The organism is Pseudomonas yamanorum (genome assembly GCF_900105735.1).
Classification (GTDB): domain Bacteria; phylum Pseudomonadota; class Gammaproteobacteria; order Pseudomonadales; family Pseudomonadaceae; genus Aquipseudomonas; species Aquipseudomonas yamanorum.
In genome coordinates this window covers 3,275,952-3,300,394 of sequence record NZ_LT629793.1, presented here as the reverse complement: position 1 = coordinate 3,300,394, position 24,443 = coordinate 3,275,952, and the positions used below count along the sequence as shown (strand labels likewise).

Annotated in this window: 13 protein-coding genes, 2 tRNA genes and 4 rRNA genes; 9 read left to right on the top strand and 10 right to left on the bottom strand. The window is 56.1% G+C overall.

From position 1 onward, the window contains the following. Positions 1–313: 313 nt before the first annotated feature. Positions 314–1,213: a LysR family transcriptional regulator gene (locus BLU46_RS15485; protein ID WP_172834539.1), complete on the bottom strand. Its 900-nt coding sequence runs from the start codon at positions 1,211–1,213 to the stop codon at positions 314–316. 157 nt (positions 1,214–1,370) lie between these two features. On the opposite strand from BLU46_RS15485, the gene BLU46_RS15480 reads away from it, so the two are divergent. The 8 genes from BLU46_RS15480 (at position 1,371) to rrf (BLU46_RS15440) (ending at position 9,869) form a co-directional block, all read left to right on the top strand. Then, a complete protein-coding gene (locus BLU46_RS15480; RefSeq protein ID WP_010168706.1) occupies positions 1,371–2,552 on the top strand; it encodes an acyl-CoA dehydrogenase in 1,182 nt (393 codons plus the stop codon). A 13-nt stretch (positions 2,553–2,565) separates the two neighbouring features. Beyond that, positions 2,566–3,786 (top strand): CaiB/BaiF CoA transferase family protein, encoded by a 1,221-nt coding sequence (locus tag BLU46_RS15475; RefSeq protein ID WP_017478005.1) that lies wholly within the window; start codon positions 2,566–2,568, stop codon positions 3,784–3,786. Between the two features lie 640 nt (positions 3,787–4,426). Continuing rightward, a 16S ribosomal RNA gene (locus BLU46_RS15465) occupies positions 4,427–5,963 on the top strand. Positions 5,964–6,045: 82 nt separating this feature from the next. Beyond that, positions 6,046–6,122, top strand: a tRNA-Ile gene (locus BLU46_RS15460). A gap of 30 nt (positions 6,123–6,152) precedes the next feature. Continuing rightward, positions 6,153–6,228, top strand: a tRNA-Ala gene (locus BLU46_RS15455). A gap of 236 nt (positions 6,229–6,464) precedes the next feature. Further along, positions 6,465–9,358 (top strand): 23S ribosomal RNA (locus tag BLU46_RS15450). A gap of 170 nt (positions 9,359–9,528) precedes the next feature. Then, positions 9,529–9,644 (top strand): 5S ribosomal RNA (gene rrf, locus BLU46_RS15445). 109 nt (positions 9,645–9,753) lie between these two features. Beyond that, positions 9,754–9,869 (top strand): 5S ribosomal RNA (gene rrf, locus BLU46_RS15440). The 16S, 23S and 5S rRNA genes sit together here with 2 tRNA genes alongside, the layout of an rRNA operon. 81 nt (positions 9,870–9,950) lie before the next feature. On the opposite strand, the gene BLU46_RS15435 is transcribed toward rrf (BLU46_RS15440), so the two are convergent. From BLU46_RS15435 to BLU46_RS15420, 4 genes are all read right to left on the bottom strand, one after another. Further along, complete coding sequence (locus tag BLU46_RS15435; RefSeq protein WP_093203208.1) at positions 9,951–11,126, bottom strand: PepSY-associated TM helix domain-containing protein; 1,176 nt, start codon at positions 11,124–11,126, stop codon at positions 9,951–9,953. Positions 11,127–11,197: 71 nt separating this feature from the next. Further along, positions 11,198–13,690: a TonB-dependent siderophore receptor gene (locus BLU46_RS15430; protein ID WP_093203204.1), complete on the bottom strand. Its 2,493-nt coding sequence runs from the start codon at positions 13,688–13,690 to the stop codon at positions 11,198–11,200. 105 nt (positions 13,691–13,795) lie between these two features. Next, positions 13,796–14,779 (bottom strand): FecR domain-containing protein, encoded by a 984-nt coding sequence (locus BLU46_RS15425; RefSeq protein WP_093203199.1) that lies wholly within the window; start codon positions 14,777–14,779, stop codon positions 13,796–13,798. Further along, complete coding sequence (locus BLU46_RS15420; protein WP_093203194.1) at positions 14,776–15,276, bottom strand: sigma-70 family RNA polymerase sigma factor; 501 nt, start codon at positions 15,274–15,276, stop codon at positions 14,776–14,778. The genes BLU46_RS15425 and BLU46_RS15420 overlap by 4 nt, the downstream gene beginning before the upstream one ends. A 278-nt stretch (positions 15,277–15,554) precedes the next feature. On the opposite strand from BLU46_RS15420, the gene BLU46_RS15415 reads away from it, so the two are divergent. Continuing rightward, positions 15,555–17,435 (top strand): methyl-accepting chemotaxis protein, encoded by a 1,881-nt coding sequence (locus BLU46_RS15415; protein WP_063033679.1) that lies wholly within the window; start codon positions 15,555–15,557, stop codon positions 17,433–17,435. Between the two features lie 113 nt (positions 17,436–17,548). Here BLU46_RS15415 and BLU46_RS15410 read toward each other — a convergent pair whose 3' ends face one another. From BLU46_RS15410 to BLU46_RS15390, 5 genes are all read right to left on the bottom strand, one after another. Further along, positions 17,549–17,998, bottom strand: a complete 450-nt coding sequence (locus BLU46_RS15410; protein WP_093203190.1) for an SRPBCC family protein — start codon at positions 17,996–17,998, stop codon at positions 17,549–17,551. Continuing rightward, positions 17,995–21,405: an amino acid adenylation domain-containing protein gene (locus BLU46_RS15405; RefSeq protein WP_093203185.1), complete on the bottom strand. Its 3,411-nt coding sequence runs from the start codon at positions 21,403–21,405 to the stop codon at positions 17,995–17,997. The genes BLU46_RS15410 and BLU46_RS15405 overlap by 4 nt, the downstream gene beginning before the upstream one ends. After that, positions 21,402–22,349, bottom strand: a complete 948-nt coding sequence (locus tag BLU46_RS15400) for a diiron oxygenase (RefSeq protein ID WP_093203180.1) — start codon at positions 22,347–22,349, stop codon at positions 21,402–21,404. Before BLU46_RS15400 ends, BLU46_RS15405 begins: the two co-directional genes overlap by 4 nt. Further along, positions 22,346–23,110, bottom strand: coding sequence for a DUF3050 domain-containing protein (locus BLU46_RS15395; protein WP_093203176.1), 765 nt, complete (start codon positions 23,108–23,110; stop codon positions 22,346–22,348). The genes BLU46_RS15400 and BLU46_RS15395 overlap by 4 nt, the downstream gene beginning before the upstream one ends. 502 nt (positions 23,111–23,612) lie before the next feature. Beyond that, a complete protein-coding gene (locus tag BLU46_RS15390; RefSeq protein WP_093203172.1) occupies positions 23,613–24,323 on the bottom strand; it encodes a GntR family transcriptional regulator in 711 nt (236 codons plus the stop codon). Positions 24,324–24,443 lie beyond the last annotated feature (120 nt).

Below are 24,443 nucleotides of genomic sequence, written 5' to 3'. Positions count from 1 at the left end.
TACGGCCTTCAAGAGATTATGACGGGTGACGAAAAATTAACTACAAGTCACCCTGTGACTGATTGTCGCAATTCTTGGGTATAAGCCTTTTGAATACATAGGGTTAAAGGGTTTCAGCTGAAATATGAGCGTTTTTCCATCGCCGATGTGAATGGTTGTGTATGGTTGTGACTTTATGGCTACAGGCCAATATGAGCATGGCTTTGAAGCTTTTTCAGGGGTCAAAGATGCGGTCTTCTAAATTGCGACATATATATACATATGTAGGTATTTTTTTAATCTGACTACAGAGTCAGTTAGTTGGTCTTTCCCTTTATATATCGGGGTTATAGCGTTTTGACTGATCGATCAGCCAGTCCCTGAATGCGTGAAGAGAAGCAGATTCGACTTTTCTCTCGGGAATCATCAAGTAGTAAGCCTTTGAACTGGCCAATACCTGAGGGCTGGCGACCACCAGGCGCCCTTCGCTCAATTCCCCCTGAATAAGGAACGGCGGGATCAGTGCGACGCCCATGTCGTGCATGGCTGCCTGGGACAACATGGAGAATAGCTCGTAACGCGGGCCTGTCATGTCGCGGGGTATGTCCAGCTGTTGCGCGTTGAACCATTGGCGCCAGGCATAGGGTCGGGTGGTTTGCTGCAGCAGGGGCAGTTCGGCGATTTCCTGCGCGGTGAAGTGCGTACGCTCACCCAGCAAGCGTGGGCTACACACCGGAAGCGGGTTTTCTCCCATCAGTTTGTGGGATTCGGTGCCGGACCAGTCGGCATCGCCAAAGTAGATCGCGGCGTCAAATTCGGTATCGGCGAACAGGAAAGGCCGTGTGCGGTTGGTGAGGTTGACGGTGACCTCCGGGTGTTGGTGCTGGAAGTCCTTGAGGCGCGGGATCAGCCACTGGGTGCCGAAGGTCGGCACCACCGCCAGTTCGATTACGTTGGTGCCCTGCTGGCCCATGACTGACAAAGTGTCGCGCTCGACCGCGTCCAGCTGCGTAGCCACCCGGCGGCTATACGAAAGGCCCGCCTCTGTCAGCTTTACGCCTCGGCGTGAGCGTCGAAACAGCTCGACACTTAAAAACTCCTCAAGGCTAGCGATTTGTCGGCAGATTGCGCCTTGGGTAATTGAAAGCTCCTGCGCCGCCTTGGTAAAGCTCTCGTGGCGGGCTGCTGCCTCAAAACTCACCAATGCTGTGGTACTGGGAATCTTTCTACGCATGTACCGTGGCCTCACAAGTAAATAGCTTATAAGCGGGTTTCTGATGTTTCGGAGTGAGAAATTAGCACAAGCCTATGCAAAAACCTCGTTTGCCCTCCTCGCTTGCCCGGCCTAGGCTCCATGCACGACTTTTGATTTACTTCGCGAGGACTCGCTCATGGGCGGTAAGGCAAGCTTCAACTGGATCGATCCACTATTGCTGGATTCACAGCTCACCGAAGAAGAGCGCATGGTGCGCGACAGTGCCGAGCAGTTCGCCCAGGACAAGCTGGCGCCGCGTGTGCTCGAAGCCTTCCGTCATGAAAAGACCGACCCTGCGATCTTCCGCGAAATGGGTGAGACCGGCTTGCTGGGGGCGATGATTCCAGAGCAGTACGGTGGCAGCGGCTTGAACTACGTCAGCTATGGCCTGATCGCACGTGAGGTCGAGCGCGTGGACTCCGGCTACCGTTCGATGATGAGTGTGCAGTCCTCGCTGGTGATGGTGCCTATCAATGAGTTCGGCACCGAAGCGCAAAAGCAGAAATACCTGCCGAAGCTAGCCTCTGGCGAATGGATTGGCTGCTTTGGTCTGACAGAACCTAACCATGGTTCCGACCCGGGCGCGATGATTACTCGTGCGCGTAAGGTGGATGGCGGCTACAGCCTCACCGGCAGCAAGATGTGGATCACTAATAGCCCGATTGCAGACGTGTTCGTGGTGTGGGGCAAGGACGATGCAGGCGACATCCGCGGCTTCGTCCTGGAAAAGGGTTGGAAAGGCCTGAGTGCTCCGGCGATCCACGGCAAGGTCGGATTGCGCGCTTCGATCACTGGTGAAATCGTCATGGATAACGTGTTTGTTCCTGAGGAGAACATTTTCCCGGATGTGCGTGGCCTGAAAGGACCGTTCACTTGCCTTAACTCGGCACGCTACGGGATCTCGTGGGGCGCGCTGGGTGCTGCGGAGTTCTGCTGGCATACCGCGCGTCAGTACACCCTTGATCGTCAACAGTTCGGGCGTCCCTTGGCGGCCACCCAACTGATCCAGAAGAAGCTTGCAGACATGCAGACTGAGATAACCCTCGCCTTGCAGGGTTGCCTGCGGTTGGGTCGCATGAAGGATGAAGGCACTGCGGCGGTGGAAATCACCTCGATCATGAAGCGCAACTCCTGTGGCAAGTCCCTCGACATTGCCCGGATGGCGCGTGACATGCTCGGTGGGAACGGCATCTCCGACGAATTCGGCATTGCCCGTCACCTGGTCAACCTTGAGGTGGTAAACACCTATGAGGGCACCCACGACGTGCATGCGCTGATCTTGGGGCGCGCGCAAACCGGTATTCAGGCGTTCTATTAATAGGAGAGCGACCATGGGCGCGCTATCGCACCTGCGGGTACTGGATTTGTCGCGAGTGCTGGCGGGCCCTTGGGCCGGGCAGATACTGGCGGACCTCGGCGCTGAAGTGATCAAGGTTGAGCGGCCCGGCAATGGCGACGACACCCGTGCCTGGGGGCCGCCCTTCCTTAAGGATGCCTATGGGGAGAACACCACTGAGGCGGCGTATTACCTATCGGCCAATCGTAACAAGGAGTCGGTGACGATCGACTTCACACGGCCGGAGGGTCAGAAGCTGGTGCGTGACTTGGCGGCGAAGTCCGACATTCTGATCGAGAACTTCAAGGTTGGGGGCTTGGCGGCCTACGGGCTGGACTATGAGTCGCTCAAGGAGATCAATCCGGAGTTGATCTACTGTTCTATTACCGGGTTTGGCCAGACTGGGCCCTATGCGACGAGGGCGGGCTACGACTTCATGATCCAGGGGCTTGGCGGGCTGATGAGTCTGACTGGCCGCCCTGAGGGTGAAGACGGCGCCGGGCCGGTCAAGGTGGGGGTAGCACTGACGGATATCCTTACGGGGCTCTATTCAACGGTTGCGATTCTGGCTGCCATGGCTCACCGGGATCATGACGGCGGTGGTCAGCATATCGATATGGCGCTGCTGGATGTGCAGGTGGCTTGTCTGGCTAATCAGGCAATGAACTACCTGACGACGGGAGTCTCTCCTAAGCGTTTGGGCAACGCTCATCCGAATATCGTGCCGTATCAGGACTTTCCTACGGCGGATGGCGACTTCATTCTTACTGTGGGTAACGACGGGCAGTTCCGCAAGTTTGCCGAGGTGGCTGGGCAGCCCCAGTGGGCAGATGATCCTCGGTTTGCCACTAATAAGCTGCGAGTGGCCAATAGAGCGACGCTGATTCCGTTAATTCGTCAGGCTACTGTGTTCAAGACCACTGCTGAATGGGTGGCTCAGCTGGAGCGGGTGGGTGTGCCTTGTGGGCCGATCAATGATTTGGCGCAGGTGTTTGCCGATCCTCAGGTTAAGGCGCGTGGGTTGGCGATGCAGTTGCCTCATGCGTTGGCAGGGATGGTGCCCCAGGTGGCCAGTCCTATGCGCTTGTCCAAGACGCCCGTTGAGTATCGTAGTGCGCCGCCCCTATTGGGTGAGCATACCCATCAGGTGCTGCAGCAAGTGCTGGGTTTGACGCCTGCGAGTGTATCGGCTCTAAAGGAGGCTGGAGTCATCTGAGGGCCCTCTTCTATATAGAGGGCTGTTTAGGCTCTCTATAGAGAAGAGAGTTGGTCGAATTTTAGTCAGAAGTGCCTATTTGATAGAAATCCTGAATTAAGGGTTGACGGCAGATTCTGGAAGTCTATAATTCGCCCCACTTCCGGCGCAGTCGAAACGGAAAACTCCTTGGTAAACAAAGAGTTATGTAGGTTTCGACAGCGAGCTGCTTCAGATCATCGAAGGCCAGAAGGAGTTGATAGGGACGTGTTGTTTAGCCCTATTAACGGTTCGATCTTCTCGGTCGAAAGCGGAGAAAAAGAGGTGTTGACAGCAGCGTGTAACGCTGTAGAATTCGCCTCCCGCTAACGAGAGATCGGAAGCGCAAGTGGTTGAAGTTACAAAGGAAACTTTGAAAACTTCTTAAAAAAACCGCTTGACAGCAACAGAGGCTGCTGTAGAATGCGCGCCTCGGTTGAGACGAAAGATCTTAACCAACCGCTCTTTAACAACTGAATCAAGCAATTCGTGTGGGTGCTTGTGGAGTCAGACTGATAGTCAACAAGATTATCAGCATCACAAGTTACTCCGCGAGAAATCAAAGATGTAACCAACGATTGCTGAGCCAAGTTTAGGGTTTCTTAAAAACCCAAAGATGTTTGAACTGAAGAGTTTGATCATGGCTCAGATTGAACGCTGGCGGCAGGCCTAACACATGCAAGTCGAGCGGTAGAGAGAAGCTTGCTTCTCTTGAGAGCGGCGGACGGGTGAGTAATGCCTAGGAATCTGCCTGGTAGTGGGGGATAACGTTCGGAAACGGACGCTAATACCGCATACGTCCTACGGGAGAAAGCAGGGGACCTTCGGGCCTTGCGCTATCAGATGAGCCTAGGTCGGATTAGCTAGTTGGTGGGGTAATGGCTCACCAAGGCGACGATCCGTAACTGGTCTGAGAGGATGATCAGTCACACTGGAACTGAGACACGGTCCAGACTCCTACGGGAGGCAGCAGTGGGGAATATTGGACAATGGGCGAAAGCCTGATCCAGCCATGCCGCGTGTGTGAAGAAGGTCTTCGGATTGTAAAGCACTTTAAGTTGGGAGGAAGGGCAGTAAATTAATACTTTGCTGTTTTGACGTTACCGACAGAATAAGCACCGGCTAACTCTGTGCCAGCAGCCGCGGTAATACAGAGGGTGCAAGCGTTAATCGGAATTACTGGGCGTAAAGCGCGCGTAGGTGGTTCGTTAAGTTGGATGTGAAATCCCCGGGCTCAACCTGGGAACTGCATTCAAAACTGACGAGCTAGAGTATGGTAGAGGGTGGTGGAATTTCCTGTGTAGCGGTGAAATGCGTAGATATAGGAAGGAACACCAGTGGCGAAGGCGACCACCTGGACTGATACTGACACTGAGGTGCGAAAGCGTGGGGAGCAAACAGGATTAGATACCCTGGTAGTCCACGCCGTAAACGATGTCAACTAGCCGTTGGGAGCCTTGAGCTCTTAGTGGCGCAGCTAACGCATTAAGTTGACCGCCTGGGGAGTACGGCCGCAAGGTTAAAACTCAAATGAATTGACGGGGGCCCGCACAAGCGGTGGAGCATGTGGTTTAATTCGAAGCAACGCGAAGAACCTTACCAGGCCTTGACATCCAATGAACTTTCTAGAGATAGATTGGTGCCTTCGGGAACATTGAGACAGGTGCTGCATGGCTGTCGTCAGCTCGTGTCGTGAGATGTTGGGTTAAGTCCCGTAACGAGCGCAACCCTTGTCCTTAGTTACCAGCACGTAATGGTGGGCACTCTAAGGAGACTGCCGGTGACAAACCGGAGGAAGGTGGGGATGACGTCAAGTCATCATGGCCCTTACGGCCTGGGCTACACACGTGCTACAATGGTCGGTACAGAGGGTTGCCAAGCCGCGAGGTGGAGCTAATCCCAGAAAACCGATCGTAGTCCGGATCGCAGTCTGCAACTCGACTGCGTGAAGTCGGAATCGCTAGTAATCGCGAATCAGAATGTCGCGGTGAATACGTTCCCGGGCCTTGTACACACCGCCCGTCACACCATGGGAGTGGGTTGCACCAGAAGTAGCTAGTCTAACCTTCGGGAGGACGGTTACCACGGTGTGATTCATGACTGGGGTGAAGTCGTAACAAGGTAGCCGTAGGGGAACCTGCGGCTGGATCACCTCCTTAATCGACGACATCAGCTGCTCCATAAGTTCCCACACGAATTGCTTGATTCATTGAAGAAGACGATAAGAAGCAGCCCGAAATTGGGTCTGTAGCTCAGTTGGTTAGAGCGCACCCCTGATAAGGGTGAGGTCGGCAGTTCGAATCTGCCCAGACCCACCAATTTTGTGTGGGAAACGCCTGTAGAAATACGGGGCCATAGCTCAGCTGGGAGAGCGCCTGCCTTGCACGCAGGAGGTCAACGGTTCGATCCCGTTTGGCTCCACCACTACTGCTTCTGAAAGTTTTGAAAGCTTAGAAATGAGCATTCCATCGTTGTGATGGTGAATGTTGATTTCTAGTCTTTGATTAGATCGTTCTTTAAAAATTTGGGTATGTGATAGAAAGATAGACTGAACGTTACTTTCACTGGTAACGGATCAGGCTAAGGTAAAATTTGTGAGTAATTGCGAATTTTCGGCGAATGTCGTCTTCACAGTATAACCAGATTGCTTGGGGTTATATGGTCAAGTGAAGAAGCGCATACGGTGGATGCCTTGGCAGTCAGAGGCGATGAAAGACGTGGTAGCCTGCGAAAAGCTTCGGGGAGTCGGCAAACAGACTTTGATCCGGAGATGTCTGAATGGGGGAACCCAGCCATCATAAGATGGTTACCTTACACTGAATACATAGGTGTATGGAGCGAACCAGGGGAACTGAAACATCTAAGTACCCTGAGGAAAAGAAATCAACCGAGATTCCCTTAGTAGTGGCGAGCGAACGGGGACTAGCCCTTAAGTGGCTTTGAGATTAGCGGAACGCTCTGGAAAGTGCGGCCATAGTGGGTGATAGCCCTGTACGCGAAAATCTCTTAGTCATGAAATCGAGTAGGACGGAGCACGAGAAACTTTGTCTGAATATGGGGGGACCATCCTCCAAGGCTAAATACTACTGACTGACCGATAGTGAACTAGTACCGTGAGGGAAAGGCGAAAAGAACCCCGGAGAGGGGAGTGAAATAGATCCTGAAACCGTATGCGTACAAGCAGTGGGAGCAGACTTTGTTCTGTGACTGCGTACCTTTTGTATAATGGGTCAGCGACTTATTTTCAGTGGCGAGCTTAACCGAATAGGGGAGGCGTAGCGAAAGCGAGTCTTAATAGGGCGTCTAGTCGCTGGGAATAGACCCGAAACCGGGCGATCTATCCATGGGCAGGTTGAAGGTTGGGTAACACTAACTGGAGGACCGAACCGACTACCGTTGAAAAGTTAGCGGATGACCTGTGGATCGGAGTGAAAGGCTAATCAAGCTCGGAGATAGCTGGTTCTCCTCGAAAGCTATTTAGGTAGCGCCTCATGTATCACTGTAGGGGGTAGAGCACTGTTTCGGCTAGGGGGTCATCCCGACTTACCAAACCGATGCAAACTCCGAATACCTACAAGTGCCGAGCATGGGAGACACACGGCGGGTGCTAACGTCCGTCGTGAAAAGGGAAACAACCCAGACCGTCAGCTAAGGTCCCAAAGTTATGGTTAAGTGGGAAACGATGTGGGAAGGCTTAGACAGCTAGGAGGTTGGCTTAGAAGCAGCCACCCTTTAAAGAAAGCGTAATAGCTCACTAGTCGAGTCGGCCTGCGCGGAAGATGTAACGGGGCTCAAACCATACACCGAAGCTACGGGTATCACCTTCGGGTGATGCGGTAGAGGAGCGTTCTGTAAGCCTGTGAAGGTGAGTTGAGAAGCTTGCTGGAGGTATCAGAAGTGCGAATGCTGACATGAGTAACGATAATGGGTGTGAAAAACACCCACGCCGAAAGACCAAGGTTTCCTGCGCAACGTTAATCGACGCAGGGTTAGTCGGTCCCTAAGGCGAGGCTGAAAAGCGTAGTCGATGGAAAACAGGTTAATATTCCTGTACTTCTGGTTATTGCGATGGAGGGACGGAGAAGGCTAGGCCAGCTTGGCGTTGGTTGTCCAAGTTTAAGGTGGTAGGCTGGAATCTTAGGTAAATCCGGGATTCTAAGGCCGAGAGCTGATGACGAGTTATCTTTTAGATGACGAAGTGGTTGATGCCATGCTTCCAAGAAAAGCTTCTAAGCTTCAGGTAACCAGGAACCGTACCCCAAACCGACACAGGTGGTTGGGTAGAGAATACCAAGGCGCTTGAGAGAACTCGGGTGAAGGAACTAGGCAAAATGGCACCGTAACTTCGGGAGAAGGTGCGCCGGTGAGGGTGAAGGACTTGCTCCGTAAGCTCATGCCGGTCGAAGATACCAGGCCGCTGCGACTGTTTATTAAAAACACAGCACTCTGCAAACACGAAAGTGGACGTATAGGGTGTGACGCCTGCCCGGTGCCGGAAGGTTAATTGATGGGGTTAGCTAACGCGAAGCTCTTGATCGAAGCCCCGGTAAACGGCGGCCGTAACTATAACGGTCCTAAGGTAGCGAAATTCCTTGTCGGGTAAGTTCCGACCTGCACGAATGGCGTAACGATGGCGGCGCTGTCTCCACCCGAGACTCAGTGAAATTGAAATCGCTGTGAAGATGCAGTGTATCCGCGGCTAGACGGAAAGACCCCGTGAACCTTTACTATAGCTTTGCACTGGACTTTGAATTTGCTTGTGTAGGATAGGTGGGAGGCTTTGAAGCGTGGACGCCAGTTCGCGTGGAGCCAACCTTGAAATACCACCCTGGCAACTTTGAGGTTCTAACTCAGGTCCGTTATCCGGATCGAGGACAGTGTATGGTGGGTAGTTTGACTGGGGCGGTCTCCTCCTAAAGAGTAACGGAGGAGTACGAAGGTGCGCTCAGACCGGTCGGAAATCGGTCGTAGAGTATAAAGGCAAAAGCGCGCTTGACTGCGAGACAGACACGTCGAGCAGGTACGAAAGTAGGTCTTAGTGATCCGGTGGTTCTGTATGGAAGGGCCATCGCTCAACGGATAAAAGGTACTCCGGGGATAACAGGCTGATACCGCCCAAGAGTTCATATCGACGGCGGTGTTTGGCACCTCGATGTCGGCTCATCACATCCTGGGGCTGAAGCCGGTCCCAAGGGTATGGCTGTTCGCCATTTAAAGTGGTACGCGAGCTGGGTTTAGAACGTCGTGAGACAGTTCGGTCCCTATCTGCCGTGGACGTTTGAGATTTGAGAGGGGCTGCTCCTAGTACGAGAGGACCGGAGTGGACGAACCTCTGGTGTTCCGGTTGTCACGCCAGTGGCATTGCCGGGTAGCTATGTTCGGAATAGATAACCGCTGAAAGCATCTAAGCGGGAAACTAGCCTCAAGATGAGATCTCACTGGAACCTTGAGTTCCCTGAAGGGCCGTCGAAGACTACGACGTTGATAGGTTGGGTGTGTAAGCGCTGTGAGGCGTTGAGCTAACCAATACTAATTGCCCGTGAGGCTTGACCATATAACACCCAAGCAATTTGTATGCTCCAAGCTGAAAGGCGAAAGAGACCAGATTGCGGTGTGTGAAGACGAAACGAACCGAAAGTTCGAAAGACTCACAAAACACCGAAGCTATCACATACCCAATTTGCTGAAGCGAGGCCAACTGGCCACGACTCAGTACCCGAATTTCTTGACGACCATAGAGCATTGGAACCACCTGATCCCATCCCGAACTCAGCAGTGAAACGATGCATCGCCGATGGTAGTGTGGGGTTTCCCCATGTGAGAGTAGGTCATCGTCAAGATTAAATTCCGAAACCCCTGATTGCTAACGCAATCAGGGGTTTTGTTTATGTAGAAGTCCATGATTTTCACCGGCACGTTGCTAGCGCAACGGTCTGGTACACAGAATTTCTTGACGACCATAGAGCATTGGAACCACCTGATCCCATCCCGAACTCAGCAGTGAAACGATGCATCGCCGATGGTAGTGTGGGGTTTCCCCATGTGAGAGTAGGTCATCGTCAAGATTGAATTCCGAAACCCCTGTCTGCTAACGCAGACAGGGGTTTTGTCGTTTAGGGGCCAAGTAAACTACAAACCATACCTGCTCACCCCTTACGTGCCTTACCGCTTCGTCTGGCCAATAGCTTGCGCCACCAGATGTAGATCCCGGTAGCAGACAACATCGCGATCACAACCCCCAGTAGCGCAATCAACACCTGCCCCGTCAGCCCGATGATCCTGCCCCCATGGATCGGTAGTTGCAGCCTATAAAAGCGCTCTCCCAACGTGCCTTGCCCTGCTATTTCCTTTCCTAATAAATGCCCATCCGTCCCATGGAAAAACAGCCAGGATTTCCCATGGGCCTCCGTATCATGTCGCCCAAAACCAGCCCCATAAAAGTTGTACTCAAAGCTGTAATACAGCTCTCCAATCGTCGCCGTCAGCCCCAGCCGCTTGCCTTCCTCCAGCGCCCGCTCATAGGCCTGTTGATAACTCAGTTGGGTCACGCCCAATTGTTCGGCCGGTAACCTGCCACGGGCCTCATAGACGCTGGCCTCGACCGGTGAGAACAGCGACACCGCAGGCTTGAACACCTGACTCGGCAAATTCATCGCCACGCTGCTGACTGCAATCGGAAACAACAACAGCCAAAGCCACAACCCACCTGCCCGATGCAGATCGAAGTTCAACCGGTAAGCATGACCGCCCTTGATCTTCCAAGCCGTGGACCACTTCTTCCAGAAAGGTTTGCCTCTCGGCAGGGTCAACCAAAGCGCGATAAAACAATCGAACACCCACGCAATCGCCACCAACCCCATCAGCCACAAACCCCAATTACCCGGCAGTGTCAGGTTGTAGTGAAACTCCAGAATGAACGGGATGAGATTTTCACGCTGAAAGCAGCACGCGCCCCAAAAGCGCCGCCCCATTTCTTCCCCACTGACCGGATCGAGATAGAAAACCTGGTTAGGTTCATCAAAGGGTTTGCCCGTCGCCGGATCGTTTCTGGCAACTGCCGCCAACATAGCCGTATGGCCGCTCTCTTGCGGATACTCCATGTACCAGACTTGCAGCTTGGGATGCTGCCCCTGCAACGTATCCACCAGTTCACCTGGCGGCAATGCACGGCCCTTGGCCGTTGCTGCATAGAACCCTGGATTGAGCCATTCATCCAGCTCGTGGTTGAACGCCAGCAGGCTTCCCGTAATCCCCGCCATCATCAGAAACAACGCCGTCGCCAACCCGATGTAGCGATGAAATAAAACCAGCAATGCACGCATAAAGTTTTCCTGCAAAGACGACAAAGCCAGCGCCTGGAATCAGGAACTGGCTTTGGATGAATCGAGAGAAATTAGAACTGGTAGCTCACCGTCGCACTGACGTTGCGCTCTTCACCCAAGTAGCAGAAGTTCAGGCTGGCACACGACGCTACGTAAGACTCGTTCGTCAGGTTGTTGGCATTCAGGCGCACATCCACACCCTTCAAGCCCACCTTGCCAAGGTCATAACCCATCGAGGCATCAAACAGCGTGTAGGCAGGTACCTTCATGGTGTTCTCCGCATCCGCCCAGCTGTAGCCGACATACCGAACGCCACCGCCGAGTCGCAGGCCATCCAGCGCGCCGCTGTCGAATTTGTAGTCGGCCCACACCGAGGCCATATGACGCGGCGCCTGGGTCGGCGAATTTCCCTTGTTCTCGATCACGTTGTCCGCCGTACTCAACGTGCTGACCATGGACTTTGAATATTCGATGTCAGTGAAGGTATAGCTGCCCAGCAACTTAAGATTGTCAGTCAGCTGCATATGCGCCTCCAACTCCAAGCCCTGGGAGCGCACAGCTCCTACCGCGCGATAGAAGTTTTCCTGTGGCAGTTTGGTCGCCAGGTTTTCCTGATCGATACGGAACAGCGAAGCGGTGAACAGGTTGTCGGTACCCGGCGGCTGATATTTCAAGCCGATTTCCCATTGAGTTCCGTCGGTTGGCGCCAGGGGATTGCCGGCACTGTCCGAATAGGAATTCGGATTGAAGGACTCGGAATAGCTGACGTAGGGCGCGAGACCGTTATCAAACAGGTAAAGCGCTCCTGCACGCCCAGTCAGCTTGGTACGTTTATCACTGATCTCCGTGCCCAGCGGCCGTCCCGCTTCAGCAATGCGGTTTTCATCGGAGGTCTCAACCCAGTCCTGACGCAGCCCAAGGGAGAACCGCCACTTGTCCATCTCAATCAGGTCCTGCAGGTAAACACCAGTCTGCTCAAGCCGACGCAGATAACTGGTTGGACTGTAATAGCTGATCTCGGAGTTGCCATACACTGGATTAAACGCGTTGATCGGCGCAAGAGAGCCGCTGCTCCAGTCCACAACGGTTTTGCGCCGTTGATAGTCTGCTCCCATCAACACCGTGTGCTTCGTCGCACCGGTAAAAAATTCAGCCTGCAGCATGTTGTCGATGATGAACGCATGCAGCTTTTCGTCACCGCCTGAATAGTAGCGATTCAGCTCATTACTGGTGGGCGTGGTCCAGCCATAGGCATACACCTGGTCCAGCCGGACCTTGGAATCCAGATACCGAAAGTTCTGCCGCGCGGTGAAAACATCATTGAAGCGATGCTCAAATTGGTAGCCGAACGACTGTTGATCCCGCTTGTACCCATCAATGTCCGGCTCGCCCTCGAAGAAGTGATTGGAGATCCGCTGGCCATTGCGCTGATGCAACGCGCCATCTGCCGGCATACCGCCGTGGTAGCCACCGTCGGGATCATGCTGCAGATAAGCCTGAAGTGTGAGGGACGTGTCATCGGTAAAGTCGATGCTCAAGGTGGGTGCCAGTGCGTAGCGTTTTTCCTTGGCATGATCGAATTGTGTGTCGGACTTGTCCGCAAGCCCGGTCAGTCGATAGGCAATACGCTTGTCGTCATCCACCGGGCCGCTGAAGTCGAACCCCATGCCTCGCTGGCCTTGGGAACCCACCGTGGCCTGTACCTGATGGTAGGGCTCAAACAACGGCTTCTTGCTGGTCAATGCCACCAGCCCACCCGGCGAGCTGCGTCCGTAGAGTACCGATGACGGGCCTTTGAGAATGTCCACGCGCTCAAGGAAATACGGATCCACCTGCATGGTGCTGTAGGTGCCGCTGTCACCCATGGATTTCAAACCGTCGAGGTAGATGTTATCCACCGAACCGTCGTTGAAGCCACGCATCGCCACATAGTCATAGCGGTGAGTCGCGCCATATGGGTTGGTCAGCACGCCAGGGGTGTAACGCATGGCCTGGGCAACAGTTTGCGAGCCTTGGTCGTCCATCTGCTCGCGGGTCACTACTGAGACCGTCTGGGACGTTTCCAGCAACGCGGTACTGGTCTTGGTGGCGATCTGGCTGTGAGTTGCGTTGTAGCCCTCCATGCTGCCCAAGGCATTACCCAGAGCGAAGCCTTTGACGTCAGTGGTCGGCAAAGTCAGCGCCTCGCTCTCGGGCCGGGCCTGCAACACGAAGCTCACGTCGTCCTGGGCCTGCGCCTGTAATCCTGACCCGTTGAGCAACTGGTTCAAACCCTGTTCGGCAGAGTACTCCCCGTGCAGTCCGGGAGACTGGCGGCCCTGAGTCTGCACAGGCGTGCTGGAAAGGGTGATGCCTGCCTGACGGGCAAACTGATTGAGGACATCGCTCAGCGCGCCTGCAGGGATGTCATAGCGCTGGCTGATACGCTCGACTCCGCTATTAGCCGCGACACCGGCAACCGGCAACAAGCCGATGCCTATCGTGGTCGACAGCAACGCTGCACGTACGGCTTTACCGAGCAAAGGGTAGGAAGAGGGTGAGTTACTGAAAAAACGCACAGTCATTATCGAGATCCGTAGAGGTCGCTGAAGGCAGATTGAATTGCTTACTGTCTAAGCCGGACTCACGGAAAAAAGCCGCCAAAAATAAATCAGGCGCGACAAAAATAATCAGGCCTGACGTTCCAGGCTCACCCACCAGCGTGTGCGATAGCGCAGACGCACGGGCAGCGTCTGCGGAAGGATTGCCAACAGCTTCTTAGTGTCTTCCAGGCGAAAAACACCCGACAAGCGCAAGTCTGCGATATCACTTGAACAGCCCAGATAACCTTGGCGATAGCGCGCCACCTCCGCCAGGAAATCGGCAAGACGCATGTTGCGGGTGACGATCAAACCATCCGCCCAAGCCCCGGCATCCATATCCGAAGGCGGTGCGAGAACGGCCTCGTTCTGACGCACCAGGTAGCTTTCTCCTGCATGCACTTGAGTGAATAGGCCGTCGGCGGTATGTGGTGAATGAATCGCCACGTTGCCTGACGCGACGCTCAAGCGTGTGCAATTGCTGTCCTGGCGCACCACAAACCGCCCGTCTATGCCTTCGAACAAGCCATGGCGGGTGCGAACCAGCAGCGGTGTGGTCGCCGCAGCGCCACAGGTCACCAGGATTTCCCCGCGTACCAACGTGATCAGGCGCTGCTGCGGGTTGAAGTCCAGGTCCACTGCGCTGTCGGTATTGAGCTGCAGACGTGTGCCATCCGGTAGTTGCACGCTACGACGCTCGCCGGTGGTGGTAGCCAGGTCCGAGGTCCAGCGCTGCCAGCCGGTGAGGTCTCGACTGAGCCAGGCCGCCGAACCCATCAACAGAACACCGGACAACACCTTCAACGCTTGCCGACGACCAAGGCGCTGGGCACTGCTCTCCAGCGCCACATGGGCTCCGGGGATCGCCGCCAATTGGCTGCTCAATTCATGCTGCAGCGCCTGCACGCGTTGCCAGGCCAGCTCGTGTTCATGATGAGCTTCACGCCAGTGCTCGCACTGCGCCTTCAACCGGACATTCGCGCGATTGTTACGCAAGCGCAGCATCCAGCTGATGGCCTGCTTGACCACCTGCGGGTCGGGCCCGGAGCGCGCCGTGTTATCCATCGAGGTCATGCCTCATACCGCAGCACATAACAGTGATACAGGGCCTCGGCGACATACCGCTCCACCGAGCGCAACGACACGCCCATCTGCTGCGCAATCTGCTTGTATGTCAGCCCGTCGCACTGAGCCAGTAGAAACGCCTTGCGCACCTTGGGCTTGAGTCCGTCCAGAAGCCGGGCGACGGACTCCAGCAATTCCAGAATCAGCGCACGCTCTTCAGCACTCGGTGCCAAGGCGTCGGGCAAATGCGCGATGGACTCCAGATAGGCGCGCTCGATTTCTTCGCGACGCCAATGATCGATCACCAGGCCTCGGGCGATGGTGCGCAGGAAGGCCCGAGGAGCCTTGAGTTCGAAGCGTTCGGTTTTTTGCAGCAGGCGCACGAACGTGTCCTGCGCCAAGTCCGCCGCATCTGCTGCATTACCCAGGCGACTGCGCAGCCACGTGTTCAGCCAGCCATGATGGTTGCTGTAAAGCGTCTGTACTGCGTACTCGGAAGAGGGCATTCACGCGGCCTGGCAAAGCGTCACAAATGATAATTAGTCGCATTGTCGACAAGGCTGAAAAATTTTGCAACTCTCACGTCAGGGGCCTACCGCTGGTCGGCTTCTGACGCTAAAAGCAGATGCCTCTCACAAATTCCTAAGATTTATCCTGACTTGGCCGACAGCCTGACGAGCCATGCGTGCACCGAAATAGAGCAGTCGCAGAGTCTGCCTATCCCGTTACATGGAATGTTGCATCCGGCACGCTCACCCCCTTTTGGCAAAAAGAAGTCAATGAAATGAATCTCAAGTTCAGTCATAAAATTCTGTTGGCCGCGTCAGGCGTAGTGGTTCTGGCCTTCGCGTTATTCACGTTCTACAACGACTACCTGCAGCGCAACACCATCCGGCAAAACCTGGAATCGTCCATCCAGCAATCCGGTGAGCTGACCGCCAGCAGTGTGCAGAACTGGCTCAGCGGCCGGGTACTGGTGTTGGAAAGCCTGGCGCAAAACGTGGCCCACCAGGGCAGCGCTGCCGATCTTCCGGGGTTGGTCGACCAGTCGGCATTTACCTCCAACTTCCAGTTCACCTACGTCGGTTCAACCAACGGCGTGTTCACCCAACGGCCCGACGCCAAAATGCCGGATGACTACGACCCGCGTCAGCGTCCCTGGTACAAACAAGCGGTGGCCGCCGACAAGACGATGCTCACGCCGCCCTATATGGCTGCGGTAGGTGGGCTGATCGTGACCATCGCGATGCCGGTGAAAAAGAATGGCGAACTGCTAGGCGTGGTTGGCGGTGACCTGAGCCTGCAAACTCTGGTGAAGATCATCAACTCGGTGGATTTCGGCGGCATCGGCCATGCCTTCCTGGTCAGCGGTGACGGCCAGGTGATCGTCAGCCCGGACCAAGACCAGGTGATGAAGAACCTCAAGGACATCTACCCGGGCACCAACGTACGCATCGAGAAGGTCAGCCAGGAAGTGGTCCTCAATGGCCAGGAACGGATTTTGTCCTTCACCCCCATCAGCGGGTTGCCGAATGCCGACTGGTACATCGGCCTGTCGATCGACAAAGACAAAGCCTACGCACCGCTGGGCAAGTTCCGCACCTCGGCATTGATCGCCATGTTCATTGCAGTGGCTGCTATCGCGGTGTTCCTGAGCCTGCTGATTCAGGTCTTGATGCGCCCGCTGACCACCATGGGTCGCGCCATGCAGGACATTGCCCAGGGCGAGGGTGACTTGACCCGTCGCCTGACCGTGGAAAGCAAGGACGAGTTCGGTGACTTAGGCAGTGCCTTCAACCAATTCGTCGAGCGTATTCACGCGTCAATCTCCGAAGTTTCCTCGGCCACCCGTCAGGTACACGACCTGTCCCAGCGCGTAATGGCCTCGTCCAACGCATCGATCGTCGGCTCCGACGAGCAAAGCGCCCGCACCAACAGCGTGGCCGCGGCAATCAACGAACTGGGGGCTGCCACTCAGGAAATCGCGCGCAACGCCGCTGATGCTTCGCAACATGCCAGCGGTGCCAGCGAGCAGGCTGATGACGGGCGCAAGGTCGTGGAGAAAACCATCCTGGCGATGTCGGAGCTTTCGCAAAAAATCAGTCTGTCCTGCACTCAGATTGAAACCCTGAACGCCAGCACCGACAACATCGGCCACATCCTGGATGTGATCAAAGGCATCTCCCAGCAAACCAACTTGCTGGCCCTCAACGCTGCGATTGAGGCTGCGCGCGCCGGTGAAGCTGGGCGTGGGTTTGCCGTGGTGGCAGATGAAGTCCGCAACCTGGCGCACCGCACCCAGGAGTCGGCGGAGGAGATCCACAAAATGATCACCTCGCTGCAGATTGGCTCGCGTGAGGCCGTGACCACGATGAACGCCAGCCAGACCTCCAGCGAAGAAAGCGTCGAGGTCGCCAACCAGGCCGGTGAGCGCCTGGTCAGCGTGACTCAGCGGATCGTCGAGATCGACGGAATGAACCAGTCGGTAGCAGCCGCCACCGAGGAGCAGACCGCCGTGGTGGAAACTCTCAATGTCGATATCAACCAGATCAACCTGCTGAATCAGCAAGGCGTGGCCAACCTCAACGAAACCTTGAAGGATTGCGACGCGTTGTCTCAACAGGCCAACCGGCTGAAGCAGTTGGTCGACAGTTTCAAAATCTGATGATTAACCTGTAGGAGCGAGCTTGCTCGCGAAGAACGTCAACGCTAACGCAGCGCTACCAGATAGCCCGTTTCGCCTATTCGTTTTTCGCGAGCAAGCTCGCTTCTACAGGTTTAGCCAAACATCGCTCGCACATTCTCCAGCGCGCTGTCGGCGAATGCCTGTACAAACGGCGCAAACCCTTCCACACCCGGTTCAACCGGCTCGGCGATGATCGTCCAGGTCACCCGTGAACAGCCCGCTTCCAGTGGTTCGACGTCCATGGCTGCCCACAGCCGTGCCACGCCCAAAGTGTTGTAAATCGTTGTCCAGGTCATCTGCATGGCCTGCTCATCACGGCTGTTGAGTTGTTCCACCACCAGATTTCCATCGTGGAAGCATTTCTTGCGCAGCGATCCCGTGCCTGCACCGGTCATTTCGATGTGGGACAAGGCCGGGATAAATCTATCAAAGCCAGCAAAGTCACCGACTACCGCCCACGCACGGGCGGCATCACAGGCAACCGTCACTGAAGACACCACAGGCTTGCCGCAAGGGTTGCGAATCAACGTATCGGGTTTCATAGGGTTTCCTCCAGTTGAGAGCTTGATGGCAGGAAGCCGATGCGCTTGAGGTACTCGCAGCCCATGCGTAACAGCGCCGGATTTTTTTCGGGGTAGTGCGTGCCCATCTGCTCGACGCCACGTCGTGCGTTGTCATGCCGGATCATTGATGTATCGCCGATATCCTCGCCCATACCATTGAGGTAGAAACCCAGTACGCCGAACAGCGCATTGCGACTGTCCACCGTGTGCAGGTGACGTTGCCAGTGGGCGACGCTCACCAGTTCGAATGCATGGCCTGCCTGGCGAAAGGCGTCGACGTAGGATTCCCAGCTCAAGGGCTGCGGGTTGTGCAGGTTGAACACGGTCCCTCCATCACCACAGCGGCCACTGTGGAACGCAACAAACCGGGCAAGAAAATCTACGGGCATCAGGTCAAAATTCAGCTTGAGGCGAGGCATCAGGCCCAGTTGGAGTGAGCCTTTGAGCATCAACATCAGGCGATTTTTCTGTGGCTCGCAGACACCGCTGCGGCTGTTGAAACTGATGTTCCCGGGGCGATGGATATTGACCCAGGCACCTTGCTCGGCAGCGCGCCCCAGCAAGCGTTCCGCGACCCATTTGGACAGGTTGTAGCCATTCTGTATGTAGAGCGGCGGGGTGCTGGCGGCGAGCGTCTCGAGCACCTGGCCTTGGGCGTCGATGCTACTGGCCGCCGACAACGTCGAGATAAAATTGAAGACCTTCTTGCACCGGGTTTCACACAGGCGCAGGCATTCCAGCACCGGTTCGACGTTGTCCTTGGCCAGCGTGGCGTAGTCCATCACGTGATTGACGTGGGCGGCGTTGTGCACCAACACGCCGAACGCCCCGGCGAGGTACTCATACGCCTCGCTGGCCAAGCCAAGGCGCGGCTGACTGATGTCGGCGGCATACACCCGCACCCGGCTCAGGTCCAGGTGTTCCAGGCGGTACTCGCGCAGCGCCTCGGCAAACCTCTCGGTCGCTGAATGTCCGGGGTGCTCGCGCACCAGGCACGCCACTTCAAGTGCGCCCTCGGCCAGTAACGCCTCGACGATATGCACCCCGAGAAAACTGTTGGCCCCGGTCACGATCACTTTACGACGTTCGCCCGCCCGGTCCGCTGGCAGTGTCTGCCAATGCAGCTCACGCAGCGCATCCCGGGTTGCCTGGCCGGTCGGTGCTTCGGGTGGTGCATCGTCACCCATCAGCGTGGCGAGGGTGCGGACGGTGGGAGTCTCAAAAAAACGGCTAAGGGAGAGGCTGCGCCCGAATTGCTCGCGGATACGCAGCAGCATCGTCGACAGGAGGATGGAATGGCCGCCAAGATTGAAGAAGCTGTCGTCCGTCGACAGCTGCGTGACTGGCACGCCGAGCAACTCGCTCCACAGGTTGAGCAACTGCACTTGCATCGGAGTGTACGATTCGCTGTGATTGATGGCCGGCAGCGGTTGCGTCGTTAGCGCAAGCAATGCCTGGCGGTCGACCTTTCCATTGTGGGTGCATGGCATGCGCGCAAGCTCCGTGCACAGGGTCGGCCGCAGATAGTCCGGCAGTGTTTGTCGGGCATGCTGCTTCAGTGCATCCAGGGCGTCTGGTGTTTCGGGCTGAGCGACAAAGGCCAGGATTCGCCGGTCACGATCAATCACCACCGCCACTTGGCGAAACAGCTGACTGCTGCGCAGGTAATGTTCGATCTCTTGCGGTTCGACCCGGAAGCCTCGGATCTTCACTTGCTGATCTCGGCGCCCGCCCAGTTCGATGCCGCTTTCCGTCCATTTCGCCAGATCGCCGCTGCGGTAGGCCCTTAAGGTCTGGCCGTCGGGCAATTCCAGCTCTACGAAATGTTCCGCGGTCTGCGCCGGCTGGTTGAGGTAACCCAAGCTGACGCCAGGGCCGACGATGTACAGCTCGCCCATCACCTGTTCATCCACCGGTTGCAGTAGCCCATCGAGGATCAGTACCTGGCTGTTGGCGATGGGGGTGCCGAGGTTGCGGTTACTGTCGCCTGGCAGCAACGTGCGGTGGGTCGCCAGCACGGTGGCTTCGGTGGGCCCGTAGAAGTTGTGCAGGCGACACTGCCCGGACAACTGCTCGATGACATAGGGTTCGCATACGTCCCCGCCGGTGATCACATGGGCCAGACCCAAGGGTTGATCCAGCGGCAGAATGCTCAGCAGCGCCGGCGGCAGGAAGGCGTGGGTGATGCGCTCTTGGCGGAGCAACTCCACCAGTTGCAGCGGGTCGCGTCGCTGGTCCTCACTGGGCACGATCAACTCGGCGCCCGCGATCAGGCTCGGGAAAATATCAATCAGCGAAGAGTCAAAACTCAAGGGCGAGAACTGCAAAACCCGGCTGTGTTCGCTCAGTTGTACATGGCCACCGAACCACGCGGTGAAATGCGCCAGATTGTGCTGGCTGAGCAGCACGCCCTTGGGCTGGCCGGTGGTGCCCGAGGTGTAGAGCACCATGCAGGGGGCGTCCATGGATGGGCGCTGGCGCATTAGCGGCGGGTTGTCGGGGGTGTCGAGAGTACTCACATCCAATGCAGAAAAAACGTCCCGCAGTGGAGACTTGCCGTCATCCAGCAGCATCGCGACGCCGGCGGCTTCCAGCATGACTTGCTGGCGTTGCAGCGGGTGGCCTGGCTCCAGGGGCAAGTACACCGCGCCACAGGCCAGCACCGCGAGGATGCTGGCATACAGCTCTGGAGACTTGCCCAGGCAGACACCGATCACCGGAGGTGTGTCGTGGCGTCCAAGCAGAGGCCAAAGACGTTGCTGGATAGCCAGGCTCTTGCGATGCAACTGTCGATAACTCAGCACGTTGCCTGCAATATTCAGCGCCGGCCGCTCGGAGAAGGTTTGAAGACTGTTTTCCAGTCGCTCGATCATTGGCACCTGGGCGTGTTGCCGCAGCGCCACATCAGCTGTCAGATTAAAGCGATGCAGGTACGCCAGCGATGCGAGCGCTTGCAGACCGTGTTCCGGATCATCCGAGGCGACGGCCGTCTGCGAGAAATGGTCCGGGTCCCGGGAGAACCCACTCACTTGCTGGGCCACCCATTCCACCAGGTCGCTGACCGCCTGTTGACGCAATCGTTGACCATTCCCATAGGCTTCGCCGGCAACGTCCAGGGTTGCCACAAGTCGCCGTGAGCGGCCGTAACACCTGAACTGCAGGATCGGCAGCCCGTAGTCGGTCAACGCTCCCATACCCAGGCGCAGGCTCATCAAGGCTGTGCAAGTCAGGTCTGGCGGAACCTCCTCGCTACCGTCATCAATCAACAGGTCGACGTGGGTTACATCCTGTGGTCGCACCCACCCATGACCGTATTGCTCCAGAGTCTTGCTGATTTCATTCAACGCCGCACTGGAGCCCGTCAGCCCAATCTTCAGGTGCCTCATGGGTGCCCTCCTGATACCGGAAGAAAGGCATCCAACGCCTGAACCACGCTCGGCGTTTGCAGCAGGCCGCTGTGATTCAGGAACCCCATGATATTGCCCATCAGTGGGTGCTGGCGGGTAATGGGGAAGCCCATCGCCTGCACTTCAGCGCGTAGCGCGGAGCGCGTGCCGTCGCTGACATCCAGGTGCTCGATCAATTGCAGGTCGAAGATTTTCTGTAGGTCGTGGGTCAAGTAATGCTGGAGAAACACGGGCAGGATCTGGGCGATGCAGTCGCGGTCCAAAGCGTTTGCAGATTGCCAATAAATACGCACCAGACGCGTCCAGAAAACCGCATGACGGCCCTCGTCACACAAGTGATCGGCCATCAATCCACGGATGGATTGCTTGACACTGTCGTCCTTGGAAAACGCCGCCACCTCATGAGTCACCGTGTTCTCGGCGATGGCCACCGCGATCAGTTCCACGGCATCCCGCAGGTGCTCGGGAGCCAGCGCCAGCGCGGCAGGCAAGGCGCGGCTCAGCTCGATTTGCCCAGGCAGATCCAGGGCCGGGATGCCGGTCATCTCGACGGTCTGTTGCATGAAATCGAGGGCGACGAGGGCGTGGTAATCCTCATCCACCACTACGGTCATGGCGTCGTAGCGACAGGCGAGCGGGAAGGGCACTGAAAAGCGATTCTTGGCAATGCTGCGTGCGGTCTTGTCGACGATCTCGGTTTCAAAGATCACCACGTCGTTGATGAATTTGTAGAACGTCTGCAACAAGACAAAATCCCGGTGCTGTGGGCAGTGATCGACAAAGGTCGCGCTCAGCACCAAGGGTTGGCGGCTCAAGGGATAGATCAGCTTGTGGTCATTTTCCAGCAAGCGGCGCGGGCGCGTGCGGATAGTCGCGCGACGCTCCCAGTCGTCGGCAAATGAGCGGTAGTCGGCAGGGTTCATGCGCTCACCTCCAACAGAAGCAGGTACAACCCGTCCCAAAAGGCCAGGCGGCTTTCCACAGCGCCGAGCGCGCTACTGTTGGCTTGCTGCTCGCGACTCGGGTCGGCGAGGATAAGGCGTTGCAGTAATTGCGCCGCCGCCGGGCCGTGCTCTTCGGCGTCGATTTCCATGTGGCGTTTGAGGTAGTAGCAGAAGGTCGGTGCCTGGCGGTGAGCTATCTCGCAGCTCTCCAGGATGCGTTTGAACATGGTCGGGATGACGCTCTCGCGGCCGTGCAGAAAGGCTGCCGCTACGCAGTGAGTCGGCGCGTTCAGGGCAACCTGCAGCGTGCTTCTGACGAACCGGGTCACGACAGGATGAATATCGATTTTTTGCAGGGCCGTTTCTGCGTCGTTGCCGTCACGTTGCAGGCTGACGAACCGCTCTATGGTCGCCGTATTCGCGCCGACTTCACGCATGGCCTCCAGGTACAGCTCGAAGTGGCTGCCATGTCCGTGGCCGGGGTACGCGTCCGACTCTTCGCCCAGTACGATTTCATTGATCAGGCGAGCCGCTTGTGGGTCCGTTGGCGGTAACCAGGGCAGGCGCATACCCGTGAGGTCATGTTGCAGGCGCTTGGTCAGTGTCATGAAGTCCCAAACGGCGAACACGTGGTTTTCCATAAAGAACTGCAACTTTTGGAGCGTATTTATTTGTACGAATAATGGATGGCTTTGCAACTGCTGCTGCTTTCGTTTAAGCAGCTGTGAGTGTTGGAACATGGTCGATGCCTATAAGTCGTTATCTTTTCCCTGATAAAAGCGTTTTGCTTCAGCGACAAATAAACATTGGTTTTCACTCGCGCGGATGCCTTGATAGCGGACTAACCATGCTTGAGGCTGGCGCCGTTATTCAAAAAGTCGCACGCGGTGACAAAACACAAGGCTTTATTTAAAGGAACGCCACTCACAGTGACGCCCGAGCACGAGTTCACGCTATTGGTTTGGGAGATTTGGAGTTTGGGTAATAAAAAAAATAATCTGATTGAGTGTTCAGCGGTTTTTAGTTTTATAAGAGTTTGCAAGTAAATGTGTTGCTGTAGTTAGTATATTCTATGGGGTGTGGGAAGTTTCCTTGGGTATTAAATATTAAGCTGGAGTAGTTATGTTTAACTGATGTTTCGCCGGGCAAGAACTTCTCCGCCGTGATGCACTGAGCCCCCCCGACCCAAGTGACTTCGCAGCGCTATGTGGTCGAAGGGGGAGGTTCAGTTCCCTGAGGTATTCACAGCGAGGTTTTATCGTCGCTCTGCTCAAGACTCCTGAGGTAACCCGTAATCACCTCCATGCCGCGGGTGAGGTGGTTACGCAACGTCAGGATGCTTTCCTCGATCTTCTTTTTCGCCACCAAATCCAGCAGTTCCCGGTGGTCTTCCTGGGACGTCTTGCCCAGGCCCATGGCTTCGAGGTTGAAGCGCAGGAAACGCTCCTCTTCATTCAAGCCGTGCTCAACCAGCTTGAGCAGCCGCTGATTGCCTGCCTTGCTATATAGCGCCATGTGAAACAGGCGATTGAGGCGGCCGATTTCGGTGTAGTCACTTTCTCGTTCCAGCGCATCAATGAAGGCGCCAGCCTGAGCAATGTCATCGGGCGTGAGCAGGGGAATCGACAAGCGCAGCGCTTCGGACTCCAGGAGGATGCGCAGCGCATAGGTTTCTGCCGAATGGTCCTCAATCAGCGGCGCCACCACCGCACCTTTGTGGGTGACCACATGCAGCAGTGACTGGGCTTCCAGTTGACGCAGTGCCTCGCGCACCGGCATCCGGCTAACGCCGAACAAACTGGCCAGTTCCTGTTGGCGCATGGCGGTGCCGCAGGGCAAGCGGCCATCCAGGATGGCGTTGCGCAATGTTTCTTCAATCACGGAGCGAGCGAGATGGGCGGGGATGGGCCCGCTGATCTGGATGCTGCTCAAAGGGTTCGGCTTCTGCGTCACGACTACGCTATCCTCCTTTTCAGGGTAAGGTGGCTAATTGGATCCAATGCACACTAGAGTTTGTCCACAAGCTTGTCAAACAGGCAAGGTTTCGGCTTGTAAGCGACTCAACAATGCTGC

Coding starts and splice junctions, on each gene's coding strand:
- BLU46_RS15420 (WP_093203194.1), bottom strand. CDS start 15,276: ATGCCCTCTTCCGAGTACGCAGTACAGACGCTTTACAGCAACCATCAT.
- BLU46_RS15395 (WP_093203176.1), bottom strand. CDS start 23,110: ATGTTCCAACACTCACAGCTGCTTAAACGAAAGCAGCAGCAGTTGCAA.
- BLU46_RS15415 (WP_063033679.1), top strand. CDS start 15,555: ATGAATCTCAAGTTCAGTCATAAAATTCTGTTGGCCGCGTCAGGCGTA.
- BLU46_RS15480 (WP_010168706.1), top strand. CDS start 1,371: ATGGGCGGTAAGGCAAGCTTCAACTGGATCGATCCACTATTGCTGGAT.
- BLU46_RS15425 (WP_093203199.1), bottom strand. CDS start 14,779: ATGACCTCGATGGATAACACGGCGCGCTCCGGGCCCGACCCGCAGGTG.
- BLU46_RS15405 (WP_093203185.1), bottom strand. CDS start 21,405: ATGAGGCACCTGAAGATTGGGCTGACGGGCTCCAGTGCGGCGTTGAAT.
- BLU46_RS15435 (WP_093203208.1), bottom strand. CDS start 11,126: ATGCGTGCATTGCTGGTTTTATTTCATCGCTACATCGGGTTGGCGACG.
- BLU46_RS15400 (WP_093203180.1), bottom strand. CDS start 22,349: ATGAACCCTGCCGACTACCGCTCATTTGCCGACGACTGGGAGCGTCGC.
- BLU46_RS15475 (WP_017478005.1), top strand. CDS start 2,566: ATGGGCGCGCTATCGCACCTGCGGGTACTGGATTTGTCGCGAGTGCTG.
- BLU46_RS15410 (WP_093203190.1), bottom strand. CDS start 17,998: ATGAAACCCGATACGTTGATTCGCAACCCTTGCGGCAAGCCTGTGGTG.
- BLU46_RS15430 (WP_093203204.1), bottom strand. CDS start 13,690: ATGACTGTGCGTTTTTTCAGTAACTCACCCTCTTCCTACCCTTTGCTC.
- BLU46_RS15485 (WP_172834539.1), bottom strand. CDS start 1,213: ATGCGTAGAAAGATTCCCAGTACCACAGCATTGGTGAGTTTTGAGGCA.